Raw genomic sequence first — 16,183 nt, 5'->3', positions numbered from 1 at the left:
CCCAAAACAAGATACTTCAATAATCATTAAAAATTAAAATTTTCAACAACAAAAAAAGCGAGACATTTCTGTCTCGCTTTTTATATAAAAAAATATAATAAAAATTATACTTTTATCTCTACTTCAACACCACTTGGCAATTCAAGTTTCATTAAAGCATCAATAGTTTTAGATGAAGATGAATAAATATCAATCAATCTCTTGTATGACATTACTTCAAATTGCTCTCTCGCTTTTTTGTTAACGTGCGGAGAACGCAATACAGTGAAAAGTTTTTTGTGAGTTGGCAACGGAATTGGACCTGTTACAACTGCTCCAGTAGTTTTTACTGTTTTTACGATCTTTTCAGCAGATTTATCTACCAACATGTGATCGTAAGATTTTAGTTTTATTCTGATTTTTTGACTCATTTTCTTAAGAATTAAGCGTTACCTTTTGCTTTTTTAATTACAGCTTCTGAAATATTAGAAGGTGTTTCTGCATAGTGAGAAAACTCCATTGTTGAAGTAGCTCTACCAGAAGATAATGTTCTTAATGTTGTTACATATCCAAACATCTCTGATAATGGCACGTCAGCTTTAATAGTTTTAGCACCGTTTCTGTCACCCATGTCATTAACCTGACCTCTACGACGGTTGATATCACCTACGATATCTCCCATGTTTTCTTCTGGTGTAATAACTTCCATTTTCATGATTGGCTCCAAAATAATTGCTCCAGCAGCTTTTGCCACCTCTCTATAACCCATTCTTGCAGCTAATTCAAAAGAAAGAGCATCAGAATCGACAGGGTGGAAAGATCCGTCTGTCAAAGTTACTTTCAAACTATCCACTTGATAACCAGCCAAAGGACCAGTTTTCATAGCTTCACGGAAACCTTTTTCTACAGATGGAATGTATTCTTTAGGAACGTTACCACCTTTTACCGCATTAATAAACTGTAATCCTACAGGAACTTTACCATCAACTTCGTCAGCTGGCTCAAGCGTAAATACGATATCACCGAATTTACCACGACCTCCTGATTGTTTCTTGTAAGTCTCTCTATGTGTTGCAGTTCTTGTAAACGCTTCTTTATATTCAACTTGAGGCTCACCTTGGTTTACTTCAACTTTAAATTCACGTTTCATACGATCTACCAAGATATCTAAGTGAAGCTCACCCATACCTGAGATAATAGTTTGCCCTGAAGCCTCATCTGTTCTAACAGTAAATGTTGGATCTTCTTCAGCTAATTTAGCCAAAGCCATACCCATTTTATCAACGTCAGCTTTAGTTTTAGGTTCAATTGCAATACCAATTACCGGCGCAGGGAATTTCATAGACTCAAGAATAATTGGGTGTTTTTCATCACACAATGTATCTCCAGTTTTGATATCTTTAAATCCAACAGCAGCCCCAATATCTCCAGCCTCAATATATTCGATTGGATTTTGTTTGTTCGCGTGCATTTGATAGATACGAGAAATTCTTTCTTTACTTCCTGAACGAGTGTTCAAAACGTAAGAACCAGCATCTAAACGTCCAGAGTAAGCACGGAAGAAAGCTAAACGACCTACGAATGGGTCAGTAGCAATTTTAAATGCTAGAGCAGCGAAAGGCTCTTTTACGTCTGGCTTACGTAAGATTTTAGTTTGATCTTCTTCTAATAATTCAGCATCATCAGGATGAATTCCTTCGATACCTTCCTTATCCATTGGAGAAGGTAAATATTTACAAACTGCATCTAACATGAATTGAACTCCTTTGTTTTTGAAAGAAGAACCAGCGATCATCGGGATGATAGCCATATCCATAGTAGCAGCTCTTAAAGCGTTGTTGATTTCTTCCTCAGTAATAGAGTTTTCATCTTCCATGAATTTCTCTAAAAGGTTTTCATCATAGTCAGCAACAGCTTCAATAAGAATAGATCTATATTCTTTAACTTCAGCAACCATGTCAGCAGGAATTTCAACAATATCAAAAGTCGCCCCTTGAGTTGCATCATGCCAAATGATAGCTTGGTTTTTTACTAAATCTACAACACCTTTGAAATCATTTTCTTCACCAATTGGTAAAGTGATTGCAACAGCATTTGATTTTAACATATCACGAACTTGTTGACAAACTGCCAAAAAGTTAGATCCTTGACGGTCCATTTTATTAACAAACCCCATACGTGGAACTCTGTACTGATCAGCAAGTCTCCAGTTTGTTTCTGATTGAGGCTCAACACCATCAACAGCACTAAACAAGAAAACTAAACCATCAAGTACACGCAAAGAACGGTTTACCTCTACAGTAAAGTCAACGTGTCCAGGAGTATCAATAATATTAAAGTGGTAAGGCAATGATTCAGGCAAAATTTTTCCTTGCTCAGTTGGAAAATTCCACTCACAAGTTGTTGCAGCTGAAGTAATTGTAATACCTCTTTCCTGCTCTTGAGCCATCCAGTCCATTGTTGCAGCACCATCGTGTACTTCACCAATTTTGTGTGACTTTCCAGTATAAAAAAGGATACGCTCAGTTGTTGTTGTTTTACCAGCATCAATGTGAGCAGCAATTCCGATATTTCTTGTATATTTTAAATCTCTAGCCATTTCTTACGAATTAAAATCTAAAGTGAGAGAAAGCTTTATTAGCTTCTGCCATCTTGTGAGTATCCATTCTTTTCTTAACCGCAGCACCTTCTTCTTTAGCAGCAGCTAAACATTCTGACGCTAAACGTTGTGCCATAGATTTTTCATTTCTTCTTCTAGAATAAAGTATTAACCACTTCATTGCCATAGAAATTTTTCTGTCTGGTCTAATTTGCATTGGAATTTGAAATGTAGCTCCACCAACTCTACGACTACGTACTTCTACGTGAGGCATAACGTTTGTTAAAGCATCTTTCCAAATTTCTAATGAAGATTTTTCTGAATCTTGCTTTTTAGACTCAATGATGTCAATTGCATCATAAAATACTTTGAAAGCTGTAGATTTCTTACCGTCCCACATTAAGTTGTTCACAAAACGTGTTACCAATTGGTCGTTAAACCTCGGATCTGGTAAAAGTGGTCTTTTCTTTGCCGCTCTTTTTCTCATGTCTTTTTTTTAATAAAAAGTTATAGGTTATCCGTTAAATGCTATATGTTAAAGATTTTCGACTTACATCTTCAATCCCAACCTTAACTCCTAACCTCCAACTCTTAACGTTTTAAATTACTTTTTTGCTTCTTTTGGGCGTTTAGCACCGTACTTAGATCTTCTTTGCGTTCTTCCTGCAACTCCTGACGTGTCAAGCGCTCCACGAACGATATGATATCTAACACCTGGTAAATCTTTTACCCTTCCACCTCGCACTAATACTATCGAGTGCTCTTGCAGATTGTGTCCTTCTCCAGGGATGTAAGCATTCACTTCATTACCATTTGTCAAACGTACACGCGCAACTTTACGCATTGCAGAGTTTGGTTTTTTTGGTGTAGTAGTGTAAACACGCGTACAAACCCCTCTTCTTTGAGGACAAGAATCTAAAGCAACCGATTTACTCTTCTTAGTGATTTGAGTTCTTCCTGTTCTTACTAATTGTTGAATTGTTGGCATAATTAATACTAAAAATTTATTATGTATATTAAATTCCCGCTTTTTACGGGGTTGCAAATGTATAAAATATTTTTCACTATACAAACGTTAATCCATTAATTTTCAATAACATTATTTAAGCTTATGATTTTACAAACAAACAATAGATATTTGCAATACATTTAATAAATGAAACAATTGCTTTTGAAACAGTTATTATACATATTTTTTCTCACAACATCTCTTGGTTGCTATGCCCAAAATTTTCATTTAAAAATAAAAGGGACAAACAACAATGAAAATCAAACAATTGATTCACTATACTACTCTTCAAAACATCAAAATTTAAAATCTTTATACAACGAGATAAACAACACCTCTGACAAGCTTTCAAAAAAAGGATATCTTGACAATAAAATACTAGAAATAAACAAGGTAAATGACACCTCTTATACCTCTATTATTCAGCTAAAAAACAGAATAAAAGAAATACATATATATATAGGTAGAAATAATTCTTTTTTTGATTCGGTTGAAACAAAAAACGACAGCGTAATTTTACCTTATGAAGAAACCGAAAACTATTTAAATCAAAAAATAATCGAAGCTGAAAAACAAGGATTTGCATTGACCAAAATAAAACTTGAAAATATTCAAAGAAAGAATTTGATAATTTTTGCAAGCTTAAATTATAAATACGAAAAAAAACGCGAAGTAAATTCCATTATTACAAATTACACAAATAGCAAAGATAAAGCCAACTTCCCTAAAGGACACCTAAAACAACTTAATAAAAAATACCTGCACAAAACTTTCAATCAGGAAATAACCAAACAACTTTATGACGAAATCAATAGTTATGATTTTGTAAACCAAACAAAATATCCAGAAATATTATTTACAAAGGATTCAACCAAAATCTACATTTATCTTGAGAAAAGAAAAGCAAACATCTTTGATGGTTACATAGGATTTTCAAATGACAAAGACAAAAAAGCAAATCTTAACGGATACCTAGACATATTACTATCAAATACTCTTCATGCAGGAGAGCAATTTTCATTATACTGGAAAAGTGATGGCAACCAACAAAAAATCTTCAACACAAAGCTGGAAATTCCTTATATCTTTAAATCATCATTAGGACTAAAAGCGCAATTAAATATTTTCAAGCAAGACAGTACTTTCCAAAACACAAAAACAGCAATCGACCTGGGCTATTATATCAATTACAATTCAAAAATTTATCTTGGATATCAAGCAACCGAATCGAGCGATATTCAAAACATAAACAATTCAACAATTAGTGACTTTAAAAATTCATACATTACATCAAGTTATGAATTCAAAAAAATAGATAATTTAAATAATCTGATCCCTAAAAAAGCGAATCTAAACTGGATAATTGGATATGGAAAAAGGAATACAAACAATGATCCCGAAACAGCAGGAAGCAGCCAACAATTCTACACGAACTTAAATGCCTCATATAACTTTGAGATAAATGACAAGAATTTCATTAACATAAATTCACAAAATTTTTACCTTAACAGTAAAAATTACATTTCTAACGAATTATTTCGTTTTGGAGGAATCAATTCCATAAGGGGCTTTTTAGAAAATAGCTTACAGTCTAACTTCAACACTTTAATTCTTACAGAGTATAGATATAAATTTTCAAAAAACATTTATGTTAACACTATAACCGATTATGGTCTGTACCAAGACTTAACAAGCACCAAAAGCCCAGACAAAATAAAAAAATTAATAGGATTAGGAATTGGCACCGTAATTCAAACTCCAAACGGATTACTTAGGATTAGCCTTACAAACGGAGGTTCAAATGCACAAGAATTACAATTATATAACACTATCATAAACATATGTTATAATGTTAAATTTTAGCAGTAACCGAAAAAAGTTTAAATTAATATTAGGATAGTTAACAAATTATTAAGAGTTTTGCGATACTAATTCAAAATATTTAAAAATGAAACTAAAGTTCAATGGATTCTTAGTGCTTTTATTAGTACTAGTGGCGCAACTTACTTTTGCGCAAGAAAGAGCTGTTTCAGGAATTGTTACCGATAATGCAGGTATGCCTTTGCCAGGTGTAAGTGTATTAGTGAAAGGAACAAAATCTGGAACACAAACTGATTTTGATGGTAAATTTTCTATCAAAGCATCAACAAGCCAAGTTTTGGTATTTAGCTACATTGGGATGAAATCTCAGGAGATAGCTGCAAGTTCATCTACAATCGACGTAAAACTAGCTGGAGATGCACAACAACTTGAAAGTGTTGTGGTAACAACAGCGTTAGGTATTAAAAGAGAGAAAAAATCTCTTGGATATTCTGCTCAACAAGTAACAGCTGAGCAAGTATCAACAGTTCCTACAGGAAACTTTGTGAATAACTTATCAGGGAAAGTTGCTGGTCTTAGTGTGACTCAGGGTACTAACTTTGGAGGATCTACAAACGTAGTTCTTAGAGGTTACAAATCACTTTTAGGAGATAACCAAGCTTTATTCGTAGTTGATGGAGTGCCAATTTTGAACAGTAACGTAAACAGTCTTGACCAAAAAAGCGGTAGAGGTGGTTATGACTACGGAAATGCCGCTTCAGATATTAACCCAAATAACATCGCAGATATTAACGTATTAAAAGGTGCTGCTGCGACTGCACTTTACGGATCAAGAGCTCAAAACGGGGCTATCATTATTACTACTAAAAAAGGTAAGGCAAGAAATGATATGTCTGTAGAAATCTCTTCATCTTATACTATGTCTACAGTAGATAAAACAACATTCCCTAAATACCAAACTCAATACGGTGAAGGATATGTTGGTGAAGATAGCTGGGGTGAATATAATGGAGAAAATATGGCTTCAACGGGTGATGATGCTTCTTATGGGCCAAAATACACAGGAGAGGCTGTTTGGCAATATGACGCTTTCATTCCTGGTTCTCCAAATTTTGGTAAAAAAACTCCATGGGTAGCTGCTAAAAACGGACCTATTGAATTTTTCAAAACTGGTACATCAACAGTAAACAACATTGCTATAAGTGGAGGTTCAGACAAAGCAACTTACAGATTGACTTATGCTAACACAAACAGTACAGATGTATTGCCTAACTCTTTGTTAAGCAAAAACAACTTCAATGCAACAGCTACTTATAAATTTAATGATAAGTTAAGCTCAACATTCAATGCAACTTATGTTTCTCAAAATACAAGAAACAGAAACTCTACTGGATACGGAGGCAACCAATTAGCTGGATTTAGACAATGGTGGCCAACGAATGTTGACATTAAAGAACAAGAACAACTTTATTTTATGAGTAGACAAAACTACACATGGAATATTGCTGGTCCAGACGATTTGACACCAGCTTTCTGGGACAATCCATATTTTCAGAGATATGAAAACTACAACAATGACAGCAGAAAAAGATTTGCTGCTAACGCAAGTATCAGCTACGATGTATCTAAAAGTATTAACTTAATGGGTAGAATTGGTACTGATGGATTTAACATGACAACTGAAAGCAGAATAGCGGTAGGATCTTACCCTAATGCAATTGGATCTAACCCTAATCTTGTTAATCAACCACCACAACCTTCTGGTTATGCTTTAGATCTTTATGATTTTAGCGAACAAAATTATGATTTCTTAGCAACTTACAAAAAAGACCTAGCTGAGGATTTAAATCTTAATTTTGTATTAGGTACAAACTTAAACGTACAAAACAATTTCTCTGAGCAACAAACAACTTCTGGAGGATTATATATTCCTGGATTGTACACAATTTCTAATTCAAAATCTGCTCCTACATTACCTAGAACTGTTAAAACAAGAAAAGAAGTTCTTGGATTATTCGGACAAGCTACTTTGGGTTATAAAGGGACTTACTATCTTGAAGGATCTGTAAGAAGAGATGAATCATCTGCTTTACCTTCAGACAATAATGCTTACTGGTATTCTGCAATATCTGGAAGTGTTGTTTTCTCAAACTGGTTAAAAGAAGTTGAATTCATTAGTTTTGGTAAATTAAGAGCTGCTTACGCTCAAGTAGGTTCTGACACACAAGCTAATGTATTATTGAATACATATAATGCTCAAACGCCTTTTGGTACTCCATCTTATTCATACAACACAACTGCAAAAAATTTCAATTTAAAACCACAACAATTAGACAACGTCGAATTGGGTGTAAATATGCAATTTTTAAATAACAGAGTTGGTTTTGACGTAGCTTGGTTCCAAAATAAAGCTTTCGACCAAATTTTACCATTACCTGTATCAACAGCTACTGGATCAAGTTTCAACAACATAAATGCTGGTACATTAACAACAAAAGGATTTGAGGTTACATTAAATGTAACTCCTGTTAAAACAGAAAATTTCTCTTGGGATATTGCTGTAAACTGGGCAAACCCTAACACTAAAGTTACAGAGTTAGCTCCTGGTATTGAAAACATCAACATCAACTCACTTCAAGGAGGTATCAGTATCAATGCTCCACTTAATCAAGATTATGGATCAATTTGGGGAACAACTTACGTAAGAGATGCTTCTGGTAACAAAGTTATTGGAGCTAATGGTGCATACTTAGTATCTACTACTACTGATAACAAATTAGGTACATATCAAGCAGATTGGACTGGTGGAATAAACAATAGACTTACTTACAAAAATATCTCTTTAAGTTTCTTAATTGATATCAAAAAAGGTGGAAGTGTATTCTCACTTGATCAATACTATGGTTACGGAACAGGTATTTATGACAATTCTGTTGGAAATAATGAGTTAGGAAACCCAATAAGAAACACTATCGCAAATGGAGGTGGAGTAATCTTAGATGGAGTAATGGCTAATCCAGCATATACACCAGGAGGTACTCAACCACAATACATAACAAATACAACAAGATTAAGAAGAGATTGGTCAAGCCAAGTTTTAGGGACAGACCCTCCTGCAGCAGAATTCGTTTATGACGCTGGATTTGTAAAATTAAGAGAGGTAGCTATAACTTATAACTTACCTACAAGTTTGTTAGGAAAATCAATTAAAGGTGGATCTTTTAGCGTAATTGGTAACAATGTATGGATAATTGACAAAAGCGTACCTTACTCAGACCCAGAAGCAGGATTATCTTCAGGAAACACTCAAGGATACCAATCTGGACCTATGCCGGCTACAAGAAATATTTCTTTTAACGTCAAACTTAATTTCTAAAAAAAAATGAAAAAGATATTAGCAATACTAACTATTGGTTTGTCAATGACAGCCTGTGTTAGTGAGGATATAAACACAGATCCAAACAGCGCATATTCAGCCGTACCTGGATCACTAGTCAACTACGCTCAAAAAGAGCTAAGTGATTATGTCAATACACCTAACGTAAATGAAAACAATTTCAGATTAACGATGCAGTATTGGCAAGAAACAATTTATGTAAATGAAAGTAATTATGACTTCGTTAATAGAAATGTTTCTAACCAAATCTATAGAGACAATTATTCAAATGTATTAAACAACTTAGGCAAAGCTAAAACAATTATCAATGCCTATGTGCCTAATGTAGTTGAAGCTCCAGATTGGGAACTTAACAAAAAAAATCAACTGGCAATGATAGACATCATGCAGGTATATACGTATCAACTTTTAGTAGATACTTTTGGAAATATTCCTTATACTCAAGGTGCAGATCTAGACAAATACCCATTACCTGCTTACGATGATGCAGCCACTATCTACACAGACTTAATCAAAAGAATAAATGCAGATATTGCTAGTTTAGATACTAGTGCACATGGATTCGAAAGTTTTGATGAAGGAGAACAGCTTTACCATGGAGATGTACAATCATGGATTACATTTGCTAATTCTTTAAAATTGAAACTTGGAATTGCAATTGCAGATTCAAACCCTGCGTTAGCACAAACTACAGCACAATCAGCTATTGCTGCTGGTGTAATGACGTCTCCTGCTGATAATTGCTCATTCAATTACAGAGAAGAATCACCAAACTTCAACCCTTTGTATGAAAACTTGTCTACCAGAAATGATTTTATTGCTGGAAAAACATTAGTTGACAACATGAATGCGAATAGTGACCCAAGAATAAGTAAATATTATACTAAAGCTGCTGATGGTTCAGGTGTATACAAAGGTCAGGTAATTGGTTTGCCAGGTAGTTTCCGTGTTTATTCTCGTGTTGCTTCATTTGGTTATACTGAAACTACACCAGGTGTCCTATTAAACTATACAGAGGTTGCTTTTTATATTGCTGAGGCAAATGCACGTTGGAATACAGCATCAGCTGCAACTGCTTATGCAACTGCCGTTACTGCTTCAATAGTAGAATGGGGTGGTACTACAACAGAAGCTGCAACTTACCTTGCTGCTCACCCATATGATGTTACTAATTGGAAAAAATCAATTGGAGAGCAAGCTTGGGTAGCGATGTATAATCAAGCTTTAACTTCTTGGAATTTCTGGAGAAGATTAGATTTCCCTGTTTTATTAGCTCCAGCTTCTGCTATTACAAATGCTGGTGGTAAAGTTCCTGTAAGAATGACATACCCAGTTCTTGAACAACAAGTAAATAACACAAACTGGAAAACTGGTTCTGATGCTATCGGTGGAGATTTATTGACAACAAAACTTTTCTGGGATAAATTCTAATTTATACTAGAAAAATAAATACCAAAGCCACTCTGTTCATTCAGAGTGGCTTTTTTTTATATAAACATTATACCTATATTTGCCCTATGGAAAAAGAACATCAAATATTTGGAATTAGAGCCATTATTGAAGCAATACAGGCAGGAAAAGAAGTTGACAAAGTATTTATACAAAAAGAGATTTCTGGAGAATTAATGAAAGATTTAATGAAGGTGATGAAACGCGCCAACATAAACTTTTCATATGTACCTGTTGAAAAATTAAATCGTCTAACACCAAATAATCATCAAGGAGCAGTTGCAACTATCTCCCCTATTGGTTTTATCGACTTAGAACATTTAGTTGAATCTACTATTGCATCTGGGTCTAAACCATTATTTTTAATACTAGATCAAATTTCTGACGCCAGAAACTTTGGAGCAATTATCAGAACTGCAGAATGTACTGGAGTAAATGGAATTATTGTTCAAAAAGCAGGTTCTGCTCCTGTAAATGGAGACACAGTAAAAACTTCTGCCGGAGCTGTATTTAATGTTCCTATTTGTAAAGTAGAACATATTAAAGATGCTATATTTTATTTGCAAGGATCGGGAATAAAAACTGTGGCTGCTACAGAAAAAACAGAACATAACATATATGATTTAGCTCTAAACGAGCCTTTAGCCATCATTATGGGATCTGAAGACAGAGGAATTAACCCATCTGTTCTTAAAATTGTAGATGAAAAAGCAAAACTACCAATGTTCGGAACAATAGGATCGCTAAATGTTTCTGTAGCTTGTGGAGCATTTTTATATGAAACTGTGCGTCAAAGGAGTTAAATCGCTTTGAGAAATAGGATGACAAAATAAAATATTCTAATTATGAATTGATGTCTTCAAAATCCACTCGAAACATATCATTCAAAAAGAACTGCTGTATACTAGCAATATTTATAATTGCAGGTATTAGTCATGCACAAACTAAAAAATACGGACAGTTCTGGAATGAAATACAATTTAACAGAACTCTAAATGAAAAATGGTCAGCTGAATTAGATCTGGCCAGTAGCTATAGCAGTACAGAATCTTCTTCAAATATTTTTCATAAAAACATTCAAAGATCATTCAGAGGATGGGGACATTATTACCTTTCTCCACGATGGAAGCTTTCTTCATTTGTAGCTTATTTAAATAATAAAGATGTTCCTGAAATTGGACAATTCGAATCGCCGGAATGGCGATTTGCACTACAGGGTATTTACTATTTTCATAAAACCGGGTACACTTTAAGTACCAGAATGAGAATGGAACTCAGACATATGAGAAATGCAGATGATGATTATGAAAACGTTCTAAGATATCGTCAACAAATCAAATATATAAAACCAATCAATAGTAAAGTTCTGCGAACGGGTGTCGTTTATGCAATTGCATCGGATGAATTATATTTTAAATCCGGAACAAAAGTAACAGGAGAAAGTTTTTTTGACCGTAATAGATTAAACCTGGGTGGGGGTTATTTATTTACAGATGATATTCAGGTTGAATTAACATATGCAAATGAATTTCTTCCAAGAAACAGTGGAAATCAAGTTGTAAACGCAGCTTCACTAACACTCACATTTAATAATCTCTTTAAAACTCTCAGTAAAAAACTTCTGCATAAAAATAAAGAAGTAATAAATGAAGATTAGTTTTTACTTTTCTTCTTCCTTTTTCAAGAAGCAATTCAACTGTTCTACTATAGCGTTTTTATGCAATTTGAAATTATAATCCCGAATAAATTCTGTTCCTTCCATATTAATTTCAGCGACGATAGCTTCAAACTTCGAAAAAGCTTCAACATCTTTGCCATCCATTAAATACAGCACCTGCATAATCGAATCATTATGCATATACTGAGTATCATAGTGCGATAGTTTATATGCCTTCTGATCAGCCAAATGAACAATTAAGTCATCTTTTATTTTCTTTCCTTCTTTCTTAGCGGGAAATGGTGTGGGTTGTAATGCAATGAAATAATGTTCTTTATCTGTTACAATATTAATTTTTAGTGATTTTGATTTAGTTGTGTAAAAGACAGCCGGATCAAAATAATACATCATACTTCCGTCCGCCAAAACTTTGTTTTTTATATCACATTGTGCCAAACCTTTTAAATTGTTTAAAACTGACAGAATCAAAATTGTAAAAACTAACTTTCTCATGAAATATCAAATAAAATTAAAATTCTTATTGTAAAAGTAATGTTTTTCAACTAATTAGAAACAACATGATGATTACTTATCCTCTGACTCTGTTTTAGTTACAATGTAATAGACAGAAACATTAGAATTAAAATACGCTGGCGAAATATCTAATTCTTCTTCAGGAACTTCAGTATTAATAAAATTTCCATTTTCATCAAAATGCTTCATAAAAGGATCTTCTTCCGGATTAAAATCTGGTTTTTGCCAATCATAAATTATGGCTTTTTTATATTCTGGAGTTTTATAAAACAATGTCAATACAAATCCGGTTATAAAACCTGCCAAATGTCCTTCCCATGAAATTGTGGCATCCACATCAGGAAAAACATACCAAATCATCCCACCATATAACAGTATTACAGATAATGAAAGAGCAACTAATCTGTAATAACCTGTTTGAATTCCTTTAAAGAAAATAAAACTAACCAATACATAAATCAGACCACTCGCGCCAATATGATAATTTTCACGGCCAATTATCCAGGTTATTAAACCTGAAAAAATAATTCCAAATATAATAACTGCTATAGCCTGTTTAGGATAAAAAAATTGCAATGCAGCTAACAAAACCAAAAGAGGAATAGAATTGTTGTACAAATGTCCTAAGTTTTCATGAATAAAAGGACTAAACAAAACACCTTGTAAACCTGAAAAATCTCTGGGATAAATTCCGTTTTGATAAAAATCAAAATCAAATCTAATTTGAAACCAATATATTATCCATAAAAAAAGGACAAAAAATATTGGAAGACCAATAACAGCATTTGAAAATTTAAATTGGTTGTCGTTCATATTTTTAGAAATCAATAATTGTTTGAACATCAAAAAACTATCCAAATACAATTTACTGATAATTTGTCAGTTGAATAATTTCTACTATCAAAGTACTTTCATGAGTAATTAACTTTTAAAAATTTATAATTAAAATTGAAAATAGTAATTTTACAAAATGGAAGCACCGTTAGCCGAGCGTATTCGCCCACAGAAATTAGAAGATTATATTAGTCAAAGTCATTTGGTTGGACCAAACGGATCTCTGACGCAACAAATTTCGAAAGGAATTATTCCGTCTTTAATTTTTTGGGGGCCTCCCGGAACTGGAAAAACAACTTTGGCACAAATTATTGCACAGGAATCAAAACGTCCATTTTATATTTTAAGTGCCATAAATTCAGGTGTAAAAGATATTCGTGATGTGATTGATAAAGCTAAACAAAGTGGAGGGTTGTTTACTGCTAAAAATCCTATTTTATTTATTGACGAGATTCACCGATTCAGTAAATCACAACAAGACTCACTTTTAGCAGCCGTAGAAAAAGGCTGGATCACCTTAATTGGAGCTACAACTGAAAATCCGAGTTTTGAAGTTATTCCCGCATTATTGTCACGTTGCCAGGTTTACATATTAAATGCTTTCACAAAAACTGATCTGGAAGCTTTATTGCATCGTGCAATGAAAACGGACAAAGAAATGGTTTCAAAAAATATTATTTTGAAAGAGACAGAAGCTTTGTTACGCCTTTCTGGCGGTGATGGTCGAAAACTTCTAAACATATTTGAATTAGTTGTCAATGCTTCTGCAGAAGATGAAATCATTATTACAAATGATCGCGTTTTTGAATTAGTGCAGCAAAATACGGTTCTATATGACAAAAGTGGTGAACAACATTATGATATTGTTTCGGCTTTTATAAAATCAATACGTGGAAGCGATCCAAACGGAGCGGTTTATTGGCTTGCGAGAATGATTGAAGGCGGAGAAGATGTAAAATTCATTGCCAGAAGAATGCTTATACTTTCAAGCGAAGATATTGGAAATGCAAATCCAACCGCATTTATTATGGCCAATAATACTTTTCAGGCTGTGACGACTATTGGTTATCCTGAAAGCCGAATTATATTGAGCCAATGTGCCATTTACCTGGCTACTTCCCCAAAAAGCAATGCCTCTTATATGGCTATTGGAAATGCACAACAATTGGTAAAACAAACAGGAGATTTACCTGTTCCAATTCATTTAAGAAATGCTCCAACTAAGCTTATGAAAGAATTAGGCTATGGAGATGAATATAAATATTCGCACGATTACGCCAATAATTTTGCTGAACAGGAATTTTTGCCAGATGCTATAAAAGAAACGGTTCTTTACAATCCGGGAAACAATTCTAGGGAGAACAGTAACCGCGAATTTTTAAAGAACCGTTGGAAAGATAAATATGGTTATTAAAACCAAGTTTTATATTTAAAATTTAACTGAAACTTTTTCAGATACTAATTTATCATTTTGATAATATTCAAAGAACCATTGATTGTCCTTTGCGTTTAATGTTCCTTGTACACCATCTTTTATAGCGATAAAAGAATCTGGGCGAGAAGTCTTTAATAATTTCATTACCACTTTTGGTGTTTTATCAATCAATTGATATCCATTTTCTGTTGGTTGGGCATACAATAAATTTGGGTCAGAAACATCTGCTACCGGAGGAGTTGCAACGGTCGCTGTAGGTGTTACAACAGCTGCTGTTGCTGCCGGAGTCATAACCGCCACTGCTGCCGGATTCAAAGCTCCCCTTCCTACTTTATTACCAACTGGTGAAACTATTTTGCCACTATATTTATAATGCAATCCATTTACAGATATAAATGCCATATTTAGGCTTTCTCTATATGCAATTTCATAATCTTTTTCTTTGCTTTTTCCAACTTCAGATGTATAAACTACGCTTCCATAACAATCTTTAAATTCTATAAAAAGTTTTGTAACTAAAAAAGCATTGTCTTTTTTAACATCAATATATAAAAGCTGGCAACGATCGCTAAATTCAGCAGGGATATCTTCATTGGCATAAAAAGCCTGAAAACCAGCTTTACTTAAGTTAGACTTAGTAATTGTAGCCAATCTATACTGATTGTCAGATTTTATAAAATCGTATTTCAAAGGTACAATAACAGCTTTATAATCATTAATAGATTGTGCAAATCCTATAACGGAGCAAAAAAGTGCAACTAACAATAATTTAATTCTCATCTCTACAAATATTTTTTAAGTTCTAATAAATGGTTTATTTGTTTAATATTTTCTGGAGCTTCTATTTTCTTTTCATTAAAAAAAATAGCATCCAAACCTGCGTTCAGTGCGCCATTAACATCAGCATCAAGACAGTCACCAATCATAATGCTATTTTTCTTTGAAGCCTTAGCCGAATTGACAGCATAATCAAAGATAATACTATTTGGCTTTTTCACACCAGCTAATTCTGAATTTGTTATCGTGTTAAAATAACCGGAAAGCAAAGCATTATTTATCTTTTTTTCCTGAACATTTGCAAAACCATTGGTTATAATGTGCAATTTATATTTTGGTTTCAGATATTCCAATACTTCAATTGCACCATCAAAAAGGTGATTGTTATCCGTTAAATATTCGATATAATCGTTGGCAATTTCATTGATGTCGTTATCTGAAATTTCAACATTTAAAGCATCAAAAGAAAACTTTAATCTATTGTAGCGAAGTTCAACATGAGTTATTTGATCATTTTGATATAGCTTCCAGCAAGCTTGATTGATTGGAGCATACTTTGTAATAAAATCTTCGATTCTAATTTCAGGGAATTTACTTTTAAAAATGCGATCAAAAGCCATTTCTGAATTTTTATCAAAATCCCAAAGCGTATGATCTAAATCGAAAAAAACGTCTGTAATTGTAGTATTCAT

14 protein-coding genes are annotated in these 16,183 nt (G+C 33.5%); 6 read left to right on the top strand and 8 right to left on the bottom strand.

Annotation, left to right across the window (positions count from 1 at the left end; genetic code table 11):
- Positions 1 to 104: 104 nt before the first annotated feature.
- The 4 genes from rpsJ to rpsL all read right to left on the bottom strand — a co-directional run bounded on the left by rpsJ (position 105) and on the right by rpsL (position 3,566).
- Positions 105 to 410, bottom strand: coding sequence for a 30S ribosomal protein S10 (gene rpsJ / locus AC1RRN_RS12800; RefSeq protein WP_007803605.1), 306 nt, complete (start codon positions 408 to 410; stop codon positions 105 to 107).
- A gap of 11 nt (positions 411 to 421) precedes the next feature.
- A complete protein-coding gene (fusA, locus tag AC1RRN_RS12795) occupies positions 422 to 2,578 on the bottom strand; it encodes an elongation factor G (protein WP_029272048.1) in 2,157 nt (718 codons plus the stop codon).
- 10 nt (positions 2,579 to 2,588) lie between these two features.
- Positions 2,589 to 3,065 (bottom strand): 30S ribosomal protein S7, encoded by a 477-nt coding sequence (gene rpsG, locus AC1RRN_RS12790; RefSeq protein ID WP_007803600.1) that lies wholly within the window; start codon positions 3,063 to 3,065, stop codon positions 2,589 to 2,591.
- 117 nt (positions 3,066 to 3,182) lie between these two features.
- A complete protein-coding gene (gene rpsL, locus AC1RRN_RS12785) occupies positions 3,183 to 3,566 on the bottom strand; it encodes a 30S ribosomal protein S12 (RefSeq protein ID WP_007136570.1) in 384 nt (127 codons plus the stop codon).
- 168 nt (positions 3,567 to 3,734) lie between these two features.
- On the opposite strand from rpsL, the gene AC1RRN_RS12780 reads away from it, so the two are divergent.
- The 5 genes from AC1RRN_RS12780 (at position 3,735) to AC1RRN_RS12760 (ending at position 11,911) form a co-directional block, all read left to right on the top strand.
- Positions 3,735 to 5,450 (top strand): BamA/TamA family outer membrane protein, encoded by a 1,716-nt coding sequence (locus AC1RRN_RS12780; protein WP_492967674.1) that lies wholly within the window; start codon positions 3,735 to 3,737, stop codon positions 5,448 to 5,450.
- 85 nt (positions 5,451 to 5,535) lie between these two features.
- Positions 5,536 to 8,784: a SusC/RagA family TonB-linked outer membrane protein gene (locus tag AC1RRN_RS12775; RefSeq protein ID WP_492967673.1), complete on the top strand. Its 3,249-nt coding sequence runs from the start codon at positions 5,536 to 5,538 to the stop codon at positions 8,782 to 8,784.
- Positions 8,785 to 8,790: 6 nt separating this feature from the next.
- Entirely contained in the window at positions 8,791 to 10,236 is a 1,446-nt protein-coding gene (locus AC1RRN_RS12770) for a SusD/RagB family nutrient-binding outer membrane lipoprotein (protein ID WP_492967672.1), read from the top strand.
- An 86-nt stretch (positions 10,237 to 10,322) separates the two neighbouring features.
- Positions 10,323 to 11,057 (top strand): 23S rRNA (guanosine(2251)-2'-O)-methyltransferase RlmB, encoded by a 735-nt coding sequence (gene rlmB / locus AC1RRN_RS12765; protein ID WP_492967671.1) that lies wholly within the window; start codon positions 10,323 to 10,325, stop codon positions 11,055 to 11,057.
- A gap of 50 nt (positions 11,058 to 11,107) precedes the next feature.
- On the top strand, positions 11,108 to 11,911 hold the full coding sequence (locus tag AC1RRN_RS12760; RefSeq protein ID WP_492967670.1) for a DUF2490 domain-containing protein: 804 nt from the start codon (positions 11,108 to 11,110) through the stop codon (positions 11,909 to 11,911).
- Positions 11,912 to 11,914: 3 nt separating this feature from the next.
- Here AC1RRN_RS12760 and AC1RRN_RS12755 read toward each other — a convergent pair whose 3' ends face one another.
- Positions 11,915 to 12,424, bottom strand: coding sequence for a hypothetical protein (locus AC1RRN_RS12755; RefSeq protein WP_492967668.1), 510 nt, complete (start codon positions 12,422 to 12,424; stop codon positions 11,915 to 11,917).
- Positions 12,425 to 12,496: 72 nt separating this feature from the next.
- The gene (locus tag AC1RRN_RS12750; protein WP_492967667.1) at positions 12,497 to 13,258 is read right to left on the bottom strand and encodes a rhomboid family intramembrane serine protease; all 762 of its coding nucleotides are present in this window, start codon (positions 13,256 to 13,258) and stop codon (positions 12,497 to 12,499) included.
- Positions 13,259 to 13,415: 157 nt separating this feature from the next.
- On the opposite strand from AC1RRN_RS12750, the gene AC1RRN_RS12745 reads away from it, so the two are divergent.
- Positions 13,416 to 14,693 (top strand): replication-associated recombination protein A, encoded by a 1,278-nt coding sequence (locus tag AC1RRN_RS12745; protein ID WP_492967666.1) that lies wholly within the window; start codon positions 13,416 to 13,418, stop codon positions 14,691 to 14,693.
- A 15-nt stretch (positions 14,694 to 14,708) separates the two neighbouring features.
- Here the strand turns inward: AC1RRN_RS12745 and AC1RRN_RS12740 are convergent, their stop codons facing one another.
- Positions 14,709 to 15,494, bottom strand: coding sequence for a hypothetical protein (locus tag AC1RRN_RS12740; RefSeq protein WP_492967665.1), 786 nt, complete (start codon positions 15,492 to 15,494; stop codon positions 14,709 to 14,711).
- A 2-nt stretch (positions 15,495 to 15,496) separates the two neighbouring features.
- The gene (locus tag AC1RRN_RS12735; protein WP_492967664.1) at positions 15,497 to 16,183 is read right to left on the bottom strand and encodes a YjjG family noncanonical pyrimidine nucleotidase; all 687 of its coding nucleotides are present in this window, start codon (positions 16,181 to 16,183) and stop codon (positions 15,497 to 15,499) included.

The organism is Flavobacterium sp. GW821-FHT11G01 (assembly GCF_058808175.1).
This window is presented reverse-complemented; position numbering and strand designations above follow the sequence as displayed.

Coding starts and splice junctions, on each gene's coding strand:
- rpsJ (WP_007803605.1), bottom strand. CDS start 410: ATGAGTCAAAAAATCAGAATAAAACTAAAATCTTACGATCACATGTTG.
- fusA (WP_029272048.1), bottom strand. CDS start 2,578: ATGGCTAGAGATTTAAAATATACAAGAAATATCGGAATTGCTGCTCAC.
- rpsG (WP_007803600.1), bottom strand. CDS start 3,065: ATGAGAAAAAGAGCGGCAAAGAAAAGACCACTTTTACCAGATCCGAGG.
- rpsL (WP_007136570.1), bottom strand. CDS start 3,566: ATGCCAACAATTCAACAATTAGTAAGAACAGGAAGAACTCAAATCACT.
- AC1RRN_RS12780 (WP_492967674.1), top strand. CDS start 3,735: ATGAAACAATTGCTTTTGAAACAGTTATTATACATATTTTTTCTCACA.
- AC1RRN_RS12775 (WP_492967673.1), top strand. CDS start 5,536: ATGAAACTAAAGTTCAATGGATTCTTAGTGCTTTTATTAGTACTAGTG.
- AC1RRN_RS12770 (WP_492967672.1), top strand. CDS start 8,791: ATGAAAAAGATATTAGCAATACTAACTATTGGTTTGTCAATGACAGCC.
- rlmB (WP_492967671.1), top strand. CDS start 10,323: ATGGAAAAAGAACATCAAATATTTGGAATTAGAGCCATTATTGAAGCA.
- AC1RRN_RS12760 (WP_492967670.1), top strand. CDS start 11,108: ATGTCTTCAAAATCCACTCGAAACATATCATTCAAAAAGAACTGCTGT.
- AC1RRN_RS12755 (WP_492967668.1), bottom strand. CDS start 12,424: ATGAGAAAGTTAGTTTTTACAATTTTGATTCTGTCAGTTTTAAACAAT.
- AC1RRN_RS12750 (WP_492967667.1), bottom strand. CDS start 13,258: ATGAACGACAACCAATTTAAATTTTCAAATGCTGTTATTGGTCTTCCA.
- AC1RRN_RS12745 (WP_492967666.1), top strand. CDS start 13,416: ATGGAAGCACCGTTAGCCGAGCGTATTCGCCCACAGAAATTAGAAGAT.
- AC1RRN_RS12740 (WP_492967665.1), bottom strand. CDS start 15,494: ATGAGAATTAAATTATTGTTAGTTGCACTTTTTTGCTCCGTTATAGGA.
- AC1RRN_RS12735 (WP_492967664.1), bottom strand. CDS start 16,183: ATGAATACTACAATTACAGACGTTTTTTTCGATTTAGATCATACGCTT.